Raw genomic sequence first — 11,865 nt, forward strand, 5'->3', positions numbered from 1 at the left:
CATGTCGCAGACGGAATTCAACGATCCGCTATGGCGCCAGGGTATCTCCGGTGCGCAGATGTTGTTCGTGGCCTTCGGCGCCCTGGTGCTGATGCCGCTGATCACAGGCATGGACCCCAACGTCGCGCTGTTCACCGCCGGTATCGGCACGCTGCTGTTCCAACTGGTGACCAAACGTCAGGTCCCGGTGTTCCTGGCCTCCAGCTTCGCCTTCATCGCACCGATCCTGGCAGCCAAGGGCGAATTCGGCCTGCCTGCGGTAATGGGCGGCGTGATCGCGGCTGGTGTGGTCTACATCCTGCTCTCGGCACTGGTCAAACTGCGCGGCCCCAGCTTTATCGACCGCCTGCTGCCGCCGGTGGTGATCGCCCCGGTGATCATATCCATCGGCCTGGCGCTGTCGCCGGTGGCGGTGAACATGGCCATGGGCAAGGCCGGTGACGGCAGCATCGAGCTGGTGCCTTACAGCACGGCGATGATGATTTCGATGCCCGCGCTGATCACCACCCTGCTGGTCGCGGTGCTGGGCCGCGGCATCTTCCGCCTGGTACCGATCCTCGCCGGCATCGCGGTCGGCTGCGCCATCGCTGCAGTGCTCGGGGTGATCGACACCAGCGCCGTTGAACAAGCCGCCTGGCTCGCCGTACCCGCCTTCGTCACCCCGGAGCTGCACTGGGGCGCCATTCTGTACATGGTGCCGGTAGCGCTGGCACCAGCCATCGAGCACATCGGCGGTGTGGTGGCGATCGGTAACGTCACCGGCAAGAACTTCGTCAAGAAGCCTGGCCTGCATCGCACCCTGCTCGGCGACGGCCTGGCCACTTCGGCAGCCGGCCTGTTCGGCGGCCCACCCAACACCACCTACGCCGAGGTCACCGGCGCGGTGATGCTGACCAAGAGCTACAACCCGAAGATCATGACCTGGGCCGCGGTATTCGCCATCGCCCTGGCCTTCATCGGCAAGTTTGGTGTAGCCCTGCAGAGTATTCCGGTCCCGGTGATGGGCGGCATTCTGTGCCTGCTGTTCGGCTCCATCGCCGTGGTCGGCCTCAACACCCTGATTCGCCACCAGGTCGACCTCTCCGAAGCGCGCAACCTGATCATCGTTTCGGTGACCCTGGTATTCGGCATCGGCGGCATGGTCATCGGCGGTAAGGAATTCGCTCTGTCGGGGATTTCCCTGTGCGCCATCAGCGCGCTGCTGCTCAACCTGGTGCTGCCAGGTGGCGCCGGCTGGAAGAAGCGGGACGCGGAAGAAGCCTGATTCAGCTGCCAACAAAAAAGCCCGCGATGATCGCGGGCTTTTTTTGGTACCGGCTTACCAGCCGACGCCGAACCCCAGGGTGTAGCGGGTTTCGTTCAGATCGCCCTCAGCACCGCTGACGATATCTTTCTCGGCTTTCATGTTCAGCGACGCCCAGTCGGTCACCTTGTAACGCAGGCCGACTTCCGCATCGAGGCTGTAGTCCGCCGCGCCACTGAGCGGACGACCGACCTCACCGACAGTGAACAGCTCGACGGTCTTGCCGATCAGATAGCGGTTGTAGTCCCACTTCACGCTCATGGCGTAGAAACGGTCCTGCTCACCGTTGCTGTAGCGGTAATCGCTGCGGTTGGCCAGGGTGGCGATGGAGAACGCGCCCAGCTCGTCATCCCAGAACTGGTAACCGGGACCGGTACCGAGGGTGCGCTGACGCTCCACTTCCTCGATGCGGTCGCGCTTGTACTCGAAACGCCCCTGCCAGAACCACTTTTCCGTGAGGAAGCGGTCGAGCGCATATTCGGCGCTCCAGTTGTCGGTACTGACGACGTCGTTCTTCAGCTCGCGATTGTAGTCGGCAATCGCGTTGTGCCGCCAACGTCCATGACGGGCCTGAGTCTTGATATCGACGTCGTAGTCGTCGGAGTCACGCTCGCCACGCTTGTAGTCGAGACCGAGGTCGACGTTGCCCTTCCAGGTGAAATCCTCCACCAGCGGTTTGGGCTTCATGATCTGCTCGATCTGCGTCAGCTCGATGGTCTTCGGCGCTTCGCCATTGGCCAGGGTCACCTTGCCAGGTTCGGCAGCCAGCAGCGACTTGGCGCGCTCACCATCCACCGGGCCGAGCTTGACCAGCAGCTCGTGATCACTTTCCAGGGTGGCGATTTTCTTCCAGTCCAGCGGAATGGAGCCGCCATAGTCGGTTTCCAGCAGCAGCTTGCTGCCGTCGAAGAAGCGGATGGTGCCGGAGAGACGGTCTCCGTTCTTCAGCCAGACGGTATCGGCGAAGGCGGCGGAACTGCACAGAGCGATGCTCAGGCCTAGCAGGGACAGCGATGTAGAGCGCGACATAAGTTGGGCAATGGCGTTGGTGGACGAAAGCCGGGCATTATCCGCAACCCCGGCGCCAGAGCAACAGCTGACCGACCAGGATACTCAGAGTTCAGCTTTTTCCGTCGGGCGGCGTTCCGTCGACAGGCATCACCAGCCGACGCCAACACCGATCAGGTAATGCCGGTCCGACACGGTCTGCCCCTGCGCGCGCAGTTGATCCAGTTCATAGAGCAGCGACAGGCGTGCCCATTGGTTGAGTCGATAGCGCAAGCCGAATTCACTATCGAGCACGTAGTCGATTTCTTCGATATGTGGAATCTGCAGTTGGGCGTTGGCATAGAACTCCAGGCGAGTACCCCACAGCAGGCGCTTGTAATCCAGCTCCAGTGACGTGGTGTTGAATGCCAGGTCGGCCACATCCGACTCCAGACGCACGCGGTTGAACTGGCCAATCAGGTCGAAACGCCCCAGCTCGTCATCCCAGAAACGATAACCCGGGCCGGTGCCGACGATGCGCTGACGGTCGATGGTTTCGAACTCATCCTCGGCCTGCTCTACACCCACCCGCCAGAACCAATGCTCGGTGAGAAAACGGTCAAGGTCGTACTCCAGTTCCCAGTTGTCCTCGACCTTCCTGTCGTTCTTGGTTTCACGCTCCAGCTCGCCACTGAGTACATGGCGCCAGCGCCCATGTTCGACACGGGTATTGCCCTTGAGCTTCCACTCGTCGACGTCGTTCTGGTTGCGCTTCATGTCCAGCTTGGCGTCGAGGTTGCCCTCCCAGAGACGATCCTCCAGCAGTGGCCGCGGCGGCACCAGGCGCTTGATCTGCGCCAGCGGCAGGGTGTACTCGCGCTCGCCCTCCACCCGCACCATGCCGCTACCGGCGGCCGCCAACCTTTCGCTACGTTCGTTGTCGAAACCGCTGCGGCGCACCAGCAGGGGCTTGTCCGAACTGAGGGTATCGATATCCTTCCAGTCGATCAGCACCTGGCCGGCGTATTTGGTCTTGAGCGCCAACTTGCCGCCATCGAGCAGAATGATTTCACCGCTGAGGCGATCACCGTTGTCCAGCCAGACGGTATCGGCCCAGATCGGGGCTGCCAGGGTAAAAAGGAATAAGGCGATTAGTACGCGCATGATAAGGACGAACCCTATGGGCAAGACGAAACCGCCAGAGTCTGCATGGCCGGCACCACCACCGGCAAGCGTGGAAGCGCGTCGCGAGGCGCTGTATCTGGTATTGGCGCAGGTGCCTGAGGGCAAGGTCGTCAGCTATGGTGAACTGGCGCAGCTGGCCGGCCTGGGCCGCGCCGCGCGCTGGGTTGGCCGCACGCTGAGCCAGTTGCCGGATGGCACCACACTCCCCTGGCACCGGGTTATCGCCGCAGGCGGGCGCCTCAGCCTGGCTGCCGGCAGCCCTTCCGGTGCCGAACAACGGGCACGTCTGCGCGCAGAGGGCATCAGCATCCTGAACGAACGTGTGGATATACGTCGCCACGGCTGGCGCCCGATGGAGCACAGCAGTTAGAGTGCGCCCTACCAAGACTCCCCCCTGCCCAGATTCGAGCCTGATGCCACGCAAATCCTGGCGAGAAGCCCTCGCGACCTACGCCAATCCCGCCACCCTGGCTCTGCTGCTTCTGGGCTTCGCCGCCGGCCTGCCCTACATGCTGGTGTTCTCGACCCTTTCGGTATGGCTGCGCGAAGCCGGAGTAGCGCGCGAAACCATCGGTTTCGCCAGCCTCATAGGCCTGGCCTACGCCTTCAAATGGGTGTGGGCGCCAATGCTCGACCAGTGGCGCCTGCCTCTACTGGGCAAACTTGGCCGGCGCCGTTCCTGGCTGGTGCTGTCACAGGCGCTGGTTGCCATCGGTCTGATCGGCATGGCCTATTACGATCCGCAGACGCACCTGTCCTCGCTGATCGCACTCGCCGTGCTAGTGGCCTTCGCCTCGGCCACTCAGGACATCGCCATCGATGCCTATCGCCTGGAAATTCTCGGCGACGAGCATCAGGCTGCACTGGCTGCCGCCTACATGACCGGCTACCGGGTTGCCGCGCTGCTGGCCACCGCCGGTGCGCTGTATTTCGCCGAAGGCTTCGGCTCGACCGCCAAGGACTACCAATTCAGCGCCTGGACCGGCACCTACATGGTCTTCGCCCTGCTGATGCTGCCTGGCTTGCTCACCTCCATCTGGATGCGCGAGCCGCCAGCACCTCCGCACATCAATGTCGCGCCACCCAAGCATGGTTTTTTCCACCAGTTGCTGGCGATCAGCGCGGTCATCGTGCTGATCATCGCCGTGCCGACCATGTTCATCCAGTTCTATCAGAGCGATCTGATGCTCATGCTGCTCGGCGACGTCAGCATGCACGAGCTGCTCTACAACGACCGCGCCTTCCTGCGCGCCATGCTCTACAGCACTCTGGCCTGCGTTTGCGCATCCGGGCTGTTCTGGGGCGGGCTGGCACCGGTCCTTAAAACGGCTGCCGCCAGGTACGGGTTCTTCCACCAACTGCTTTCCGTACTGCTGCTGATCATTCTCCTGATCGCCATCCCGGCCATGGTCACCCAGTTCTACGAAAGTGACCTGATGCTAGTGTTCCAGGGTCAGATAAGCCTGCAGGAGTTGCTCTACTACGACCGCGCCTTCCTGCGTGCACTGCTCTATACCCTGCTCACCAGCCTGTCGGTCTCCAGCCTGTTCTGGGGCGGCATGGCCCCGGTGCTCACGCCGATCAACGACTTCATCGTGCGCTATCGCTGGCAAGCGTTGCTGCTACTTAGCCTGATAGCTACCTATCGCCTGTCAGATACCGTGATGGGCGTGATGGCCAACGTCTTCTACATCGACCAGGGTTTCACCAAGGAGCAGATTGCCAGCGTCAGCAAGGTTTTCGGCCTGGTGATGACCCTGCTCGGCGCCGGCGTCGGTGGCCTGTTGATCGTGCGCTTCGGCATCATGCCGATTCTGCTGATAGGTGCTGCAGCATCGGCGGCCACCAACTTGATGTTCATGCTGTTGGTGGGCATGGGTCCGCACCTGAACATGCTGATCGTCACCATCAGCTGCGACAACTTCAGCGCCGGCCTGGCTACCTCGGCGTTCGTGGCCTATCTGTCGAGTCTGACCAACCTGAAGTTCTCCGCCACCCAGTACGCCCTGCTCAGCTCCATCATGCTGTTGCTGCCGCGTCTGATCGGCGGCTATTCCGGCGTGATGGTGGAAAGCCTCGGCTACGCCCACTTCTTCCTGGCCACAGCACTGATGGGTATACCGACACTGCTGCTGATCATCGTCCAGTGGCGGCGTGACAAACGCCAGCCGTTGCCGGATGCGACGCCACCAGCACTCGACAAGACCTGATTGGCAGACAAAAAAAGCCCCGGATCGACCGGGGCTTTTTCATTTCAGCGCGCCTCACTCGGCCTTGGCCAAATGCACCACCCGCTGCGGGAACGGAATACCGATGCCCGCCTCGGTCAAACGCTCCTTGGCCTGCTCGGTAAAGGAGAAGGTCACCGGCCAGAAGTCGCCGGTAGCCACCCACACACGCAGCGACAGGTTCACCGCACTGTCACCCAGCCCGGTCACGAACACCACCGGCGCAGGATCGACATGTACGCGCGGGTCCTGGGCAATTTCCAGCAGCACCTCGCGCGCTTTTTTGATGTCGCTGGAGTAATCGATACCGATATTGATATCGGCGCGCCGACGCGGCTCACGCGAGTAGTTGGTGATGTGGCCGTTGGACAGGCTGCCGTTGGGCACGATGACGACCTTGTTATCGCCGGTCTTCAGCGTGGTATGGAAGATCTGGATGCTGTCGACGCTACCGGAGACACCCTGTGCCTCGATCCAATCACCAGCCCGAAACGGACGGAACAGCATGATCAGTACGCCACCGGCGAAGTTGGCCAAGCTGCCTTGCAACGCCAGGCCGATGGCCAGACCCGCGGCACCGATCATGGCGATGAACGAAGTGGTCTCCACACCGATCATCGAAGCCACGCTGATCAGCAGCAGAATACGCAGCACGATGCTGACCAGGCTGCCAATGAAGCTGCTCAACGCGCGGTCCACCTTACGCGCTGCGAGCATGCTCTCGATGCTCGACGTCAGCCGGCTGATCAGCCACCAGCCGATCAGCAGAGTGATCACTGCCAGGGTCAGCTTGCCGCTGTACTCCAACACCACCGGCAGCCAGGCCTCGGACATTTTCACCAGTTCCTCGACGTTCATCTCCATAGGGTGCTCCTGTTTTCCCGTACATGAAACGAAACCGCCATGGCAAGCCATGGCGGTCAGAATGCTAGCAACCTAGCCTGCGACGACTCAGCATCACAAAGGTTCAATCGCGGAAGTTGTTGTACTGCAGCGGCATGCCGAACTCGTGACCCCGCAGCAGGGCGATGGCTTCCTGCAGGTCATCACGCTTCTTGCCGGTAACGCGCACCTGCTCACCCTGGATGGCGGCCTGCACTTTGAGCTTGGCGTCCTTGATATGAGCGACGATCTTCTTCGCCAGTTCCTTGTCGATGCCTTCGCGGAAAGTGACCTCCTGCTTCATCACCTTGCCCGATGCGTAGGGTTCCTTGGTTTCCATACACTGGCAGTCGATCTTGCGCTTGATCAGGCTGCTGCGCACGATGTCGAGCATCTGCTCGAGCATGAACTCGGCCTCAGCAGTCAAGGTCAGCGCCTTGTCCTTGCTCTCGATGCTGCATTTACCACGCAGGTCGAACCGACGGTCGAGCTCCTTGATGGCATTGTCGACCGCATTGGTCAGTTCGTGTTTGTCCAGTTCAGACACGATGTCGAACGAAGGCATGAGTGGGCTCCTGATGGACGGCGCGATCCTCTTCACGGAGTGAACGCGCCTGACTTGACGATAACTATGGCGAGCCCATTATATCCAGACTGATACGCGCCGTTTGGCGTCCTTCCTCTCTGTCTGCGAGCCTGCCCCATGCCCAACCCCCATCTCAGCATCCTGGTGGTGGATGACGCCAAGTTCTCCAGCGCCATGATCGGCCGCGCACTGAGCCAGGCCGGCTATCAGGATGTGCGCTTCGCCAACAGCGCCAGCGAAGCCTTGCAGTTGCTCGAGCAGCGCCCCGCCAGCGTGCTGCTGGCCGACTGGCTGATGCCCGAGATCGACGGCCTGGAGCTGACCGCCAGGGTGCGCCAGCTGGACGAAACCGCCGATCACTACACCTACATCATCCTGCTTACCGGCAAGGAAGGCGAAAACGTTTTGAGCGAAGCCTTCGACCGCGGCGTCGATGACTTCATCAGCAAGGCGGCGATGAACGAACAGCTGGTGCCCCGTGTGTACGCCGCTGATCGCCTGTGCAACACCCTGCAGCGCCTGTTACACGAAAACCGCATGCTCACGCACAACATCGCCAGCCTGGAGCGGCGTAACCTGGTCGATCCGCTCACCGGCCTGGGCAACCCACGCTACCTGCAGCAGAAGCTCACCGACAGCCTGCGTCAGATCGAATCACGTGGCGGTGCCGTTTGCTACCTGTTGATCGGCTTGCAGGACGCCAGTCAGTTGCGCAGCCAGTACGGCGACCGCTTCTTCAACGAACTGCTACATGGCGTCGCACGACGCCTGCAGCAGCTCGTCAGACCACTGGACGTGCTGACCCGCCTGGATGACAACCACTTCGGCCTGATCACCCTGCTCGAAGACCTGCACGAATGCTCGCCTAGCAGCTTCAAGCGCCTGCACGAAGGGCTCAACTTCAAGGCCTTCAAGACCAGCGAAGGGTTCATTACGCTGAAAGCCGGCATCAGCCTGGTCGGCCTGGACGCCAAGGCGCTACCCACCACCCCGGAACAACTGATTCAGCATGCGCAAAATCTGCTGCCAGAGTCTTACGTCAGCGGCCGGGTCGCAGCCATGCGCCTACCTCTGCCGTGACCTGGCACATCCTCGGCGCCGGTAGCCTCGGCAGCCTCTGGGCCGCACGCCTGGCCCGTGCCGGCCTGCCGGTCAGGCTGATTCTGCGCAACCCGCAACGCCTCGCAGCCTACCAGCAGGCCGGCGGCCTAACCCTGATCGAAGCAGGCCAGGCCCAGCAGTACGCCATTGCCGCGGAGTTGCCACAGGCCGACGCGCCCATCCATCGCCTGCTGCTGGCGTGCAAGGCCTATGACGCGCAAAGCGCGGTGGCGACCATCGCCGAGCGTCTGGCCCCGGGCGCCGAGCTGCTGCTGTTGCAGAACGGCCTGGGCAGCCAGGATGAAGTCGCCCAACGCCTACCCAGACAGCGCTGCCTGTTCGTCTCCAGCACCGAAGGGGCCTTTCGCCCTGCCGACTTTCAGGTGGTGTTCGCCGGCAACGGCTACAACTGGCTGGGCGACCCGAACGATCCCCAGCCGCCAGCCTGGCTGGACGAGCTGCAGCACGCGGGCATCGCTCACCAGTGGAGCCCGGATATTCTCACGCGCCTGTGGCGCAAGCTGGCGCTGAACTGCGCAATCAACCCGCTCAGCGTATTACACGACTGCCGCAATGGAGGCCTGAGCGAACATCCGGCCGAAGTTGCCACCCTGTGCGCCGAGCTCGGCGAACTGCTGCAGCGCTGCGGCCAACCAGCGGCGGCGGAGAATCTGCATGAGGAAGTCCAGCGCGTGATTCTCGCCACCGCGGCTAACTACTCGTCCATGCACCAGGACGTAGCGCAGGGACGTCGCACCGAGATCAGTTACCTGCTTGGCTATGCCTGCGCTGCCGCGCAGCGTCATCAGTTGCATGTGCCGCACCTGCAGCATCTGCAACAGCGCCTGCTCAGGCATCTCGACGAACGCGGCTTGCCCCTGAGCTAGCGGCCCTGGCCGTGGCAATGACAGCCCTGGCGCGCTAACCTGCCTTCTTAACTCGCCACAGCGATACCCTCATGAGACTGCGTCAGCGCCTCGAAAATCTGCCCGTAGGCCGCAAACTGCTCGCTGCGCTGCTGGTATTGCTCGCCGCTGTGATGCTGGTGGCCAACCTGGCCTTCATCAGCGCAGCCTACTGGATCACCCAGGAGAGCATGGCGCCGCAGGCTCTGCACACCCTCGGTCGACTCATCGCCAGCCCGACGCTCAGTAAAGAGGCACTGAACTCTCCAGCCTCGGCCCAGGCCCTGCTCAAGCGCCTGGATGAATACGCGCCATTGCGTGCCGCGGTGATCTACGACAGCAACGGAGACAGCCTGGCGCAACTGCAGCGCGGCGAAAAATTGCAGCTGCCGCAAGAGCTCAGCCAACTGCCACACTGGCGCGAAACAGCCTTTCGCACCAACCTGCTGGTCGACCTGCCGCACCCCAGCGGTCATCCCGGAGCCCTGCTGCTGGTGGCTTCCAGCGAATTGCCTGGCGCGTTCTATACCGGAACGCTGACAGCCAGCCTGGTCATTCTGGCGTTCAGCGTGTTGCTGTGGATGCTGGTAGCCAGGCAGATCAAACGCCTGGTGACCAAGCCCATTCGCCGGCTGGAAGAGCTGTCACGCCAGGTCACCCGCGAAGAGAACTATGCGCTACGCGCCAATCGCGGCAACCAGGATGAAATCGGCAGCCTGGCCGATGCGTTCAATACCATGCTGATGCGCATGGAAGCTCGCGAACAACAGCTCAAACGTGCCCGCGACGACGCCCAGCAGGCCTTCGATCAGGCGCAGAGCCTGGCCGAGGAAACCCGTCACTCCAACCGCAAGCTGGAGCTGGAAGTGCAGGTGCGCAGCAAGATCGAGAAGAAACTCACCGGCTTTCAGAACTACCTCAACAGCATCATCGACTCCATGCCTTCGGCGCTGATCGCCCTCGACGAACAGCTCTACGTGACGCAGTGGAATCAGGAAGCCAGCGCCCTTTCCGGGACACGCCTGGAAGAAGCGCTGAATCAGCCGGTATTTCTCGCTTTCCCGCCGCTGAAGCCCTTTCTCGCGCAGCTCAAACGCACCGCCGAGCAGCATCGCGTGGAGAAAATCGAGCGCGTCACCTGGCACAAGGACGAAGAGCCTCACCACTACGCCCTGACCTTCTACCCGCTGATGGGCGGCGCCGGCCGAGGCGTGGTGATCCGCATCGACGACATCACCCAGCGCCTGGCCCTGGAGGAAATGATGGTGCAGTCGGAGAAGATGCTCTCGGTCGGCGGCCTGGCAGCTGGGATGGCGCATGAAATCAACAACCCGCTCGGCGCCATCCTGCATAACGTGCAGAACATTCGTCGGCGCCTGTCGCCGGGGCTGGAAAAGAACCTCGAACAGGCCGAGCAGGCCGGCGTCAGCTTGCCTGCGATTGAGCATTATATGGAGGCGCGCGAGGTTCCACGCCTGCTCGACGGCATCCAGCAGGCCGGCCAGCGTGCGGCCAAAATCGTCAGCCACATGCTCAGTTTCAGCCGCCGTAGCGACCGCCAGCTATCGCCTTGCGATCTGCCGGCGCTGATCGATCAGGCCCTGGAGATCGCCGGCAACGACTTCGATCTGACCGACAGCTTCGACTTCAAGACCCTGGAGATCGTGCGTCAGTTCGACCCGTTGCTAGGCCCGGTGGCAGGCACCGCCAACGAGCTCGAGCAGGTACTGCTGAACCTGCTGAAGAACGCTGCCCAGGCCATTCACCAGCGCGATGAGGGTGTAGAATCCGGCCGCATCACCCTGCGCACGAGGCAGGTCGGCAGCTGGGCAGAAGTACAGGTGGAAGACAACGGCACCGGCATGAGCGAGGCGGTACGCAAGCGCATCTTCGAGCCTTTCTTCACCACCAAGGAAGTCGGTCAGGGCACCGGGCTCGGCCTGGCGGTCTCCTACTTCATCATCACCAACAATCACAAAGGGCAGATGGAGGTGCACTCCACACCAGGCCAGGGCACCTGTTTCACCCTGCGCCTGCCGCTCGCCTCGCTGCCCGAGCACACAGGACTCTGAGCCATGGGCTTTCGCCTCTCGAAGATCTATACCCGCACCGGAGACAAGGGTGAAACCGGTCTGGCCGACGGCCGCCGGGTCGGCAAGGACCACCCACGTATCGAGGCCATCGGCGAGCTGGACACACTCAACAGTCAGCTCGGCCTGCTACTCGCCGAGCTCGACGAGGCGGCCACGACCTGGCCAGGGCTCAAGGAAATCAGCGAAGTGCTGAGCTCCTGCCAGCACCGCCTGTTCGACCTCGGTGGCGAACTGGCGATGCCCGAGTATCAGGCACTGCAACAGAGGGAGGTGCAGCGCCTGGAGGCCGCCATCGACAGCTGGAACGAAGAGGTCGGGCCTCTTGAGAACTTCATCCTGCCTGGCGGCTCGAGGCTGATCGCCCAGGCCCACGTGTGCCGCAGCCTCGCACGCAGCAGTGAGCGCCGCTGCCAACACCTCAATGCCGTCGAGCCGCTACGCGCCGAGGGCCTGGCCTACGTCAATCGCCTCTCTGACCTGCTGTTCGTCGCCGCCCGACTGATTGCCAAGCGCCAGGGCATTGCCGAAGTTCTGTGGAAAGCTGCGGACAAGCCTTGATCACTCGGTAAGCCGTAGGGTGCGCCGTGCGCACCGG

Annotated in this window: 10 protein-coding genes and 1 pseudogene; 7 read left to right on the plus strand and 4 right to left on the minus strand. The window is 62.4% G+C overall.

From position 1 onward, the window contains the following. The first annotated feature begins 1 nt into the window (after position 1). Positions 2 to 1,264: a uracil-xanthine permease family protein gene (locus RTH74_RS03630; protein ID WP_316913778.1), complete on the plus strand. Its 1,263-nt coding sequence runs from the start codon at positions 2 to 4 to the stop codon at positions 1,262 to 1,264. Between the two features lie 54 nt (positions 1,265 to 1,318). Here the strand turns inward: RTH74_RS03630 and RTH74_RS03635 are convergent, their stop codons facing one another. Together RTH74_RS03635 and RTH74_RS03640 are read right to left on the minus strand one after the other, a co-directional pair. Next, complete coding sequence (locus RTH74_RS03635) at positions 1,319 to 2,332, minus strand: DUF481 domain-containing protein (protein WP_316913779.1); 1,014 nt, start codon at positions 2,330 to 2,332, stop codon at positions 1,319 to 1,321. Positions 2,333 to 2,461: 129 nt separating this feature from the next. After that, the gene (locus RTH74_RS03640) at positions 2,462 to 3,454 is read right to left on the minus strand and encodes a DUF481 domain-containing protein (RefSeq protein ID WP_316913780.1); all 993 of its coding nucleotides are present in this window, start codon (positions 3,452 to 3,454) and stop codon (positions 2,462 to 2,464) included. A 16-nt stretch (positions 3,455 to 3,470) separates the two neighbouring features. Between RTH74_RS03640 and RTH74_RS03645 the strand changes: the two genes are divergently transcribed. Together RTH74_RS03645 and RTH74_RS03650 are read left to right on the plus strand one after the other, a co-directional pair. Then, the gene (locus tag RTH74_RS03645) at positions 3,471 to 3,845 is read left to right on the plus strand and encodes an MGMT family protein (protein WP_179545705.1); all 375 of its coding nucleotides are present in this window, start codon (positions 3,471 to 3,473) and stop codon (positions 3,843 to 3,845) included. Between the two features lie 43 nt (positions 3,846 to 3,888). After that, positions 3,889 to 5,685 (plus strand): AmpG family muropeptide MFS transporter, encoded by a 1,797-nt coding sequence (locus RTH74_RS03650; protein WP_316913781.1) that lies wholly within the window; start codon positions 3,889 to 3,891, stop codon positions 5,683 to 5,685. A gap of 54 nt (positions 5,686 to 5,739) precedes the next feature. On the opposite strand, the gene RTH74_RS03655 is transcribed toward RTH74_RS03650, so the two are convergent. Continuing rightward, positions 5,740 to 6,567 (minus strand): mechanosensitive ion channel family protein, encoded by an 828-nt coding sequence (locus RTH74_RS03655; protein WP_125836021.1) that lies wholly within the window; start codon positions 6,565 to 6,567, stop codon positions 5,740 to 5,742. Positions 6,568 to 6,670: 103 nt separating this feature from the next. After that, a complete protein-coding gene (locus tag RTH74_RS03660) occupies positions 6,671 to 7,150 on the minus strand; it encodes a YajQ family cyclic di-GMP-binding protein (RefSeq protein ID WP_017678988.1) in 480 nt (159 codons plus the stop codon). A gap of 135 nt (positions 7,151 to 7,285) precedes the next feature. Between RTH74_RS03660 and RTH74_RS03665 the strand changes: the two are divergent. From RTH74_RS03665 to RTH74_RS03680, 4 genes and pseudogenes are all read left to right on the plus strand, one after another. Beyond that, positions 7,286 to 8,251 (plus strand): annotated as a pseudogene (locus tag RTH74_RS03665) (response regulator); the annotation flags it as partial. Continuing rightward, on the plus strand, positions 8,248 to 9,159 hold the full coding sequence (locus RTH74_RS03670; RefSeq protein ID WP_316913783.1) for a putative 2-dehydropantoate 2-reductase: 912 nt from the start codon (positions 8,248 to 8,250) through the stop codon (positions 9,157 to 9,159). The pseudogene RTH74_RS03665 and the gene RTH74_RS03670, both read left to right, overlap by 4 nt. Positions 9,160 to 9,230: 71 nt before the next feature. Further along, entirely contained in the window at positions 9,231 to 11,249 is a 2,019-nt protein-coding gene (locus RTH74_RS03675; protein WP_316913784.1) for an ATP-binding protein, read from the plus strand. Between the two features lie 3 nt (positions 11,250 to 11,252). After that, entirely contained in the window at positions 11,253 to 11,828 is a 576-nt protein-coding gene (locus RTH74_RS03680; RefSeq protein ID WP_316913785.1) for a cob(I)yrinic acid a,c-diamide adenosyltransferase, read from the plus strand. Positions 11,829 to 11,865: the final 37 nt, after the last annotated feature.

The sequence above is a fragment of the Pseudomonas sp. zfem001 genome (genome assembly GCF_032621725.1).
Classification (GTDB): domain Bacteria; phylum Pseudomonadota; class Gammaproteobacteria; order Pseudomonadales; family Pseudomonadaceae; genus Aquipseudomonas; species Aquipseudomonas sediminis.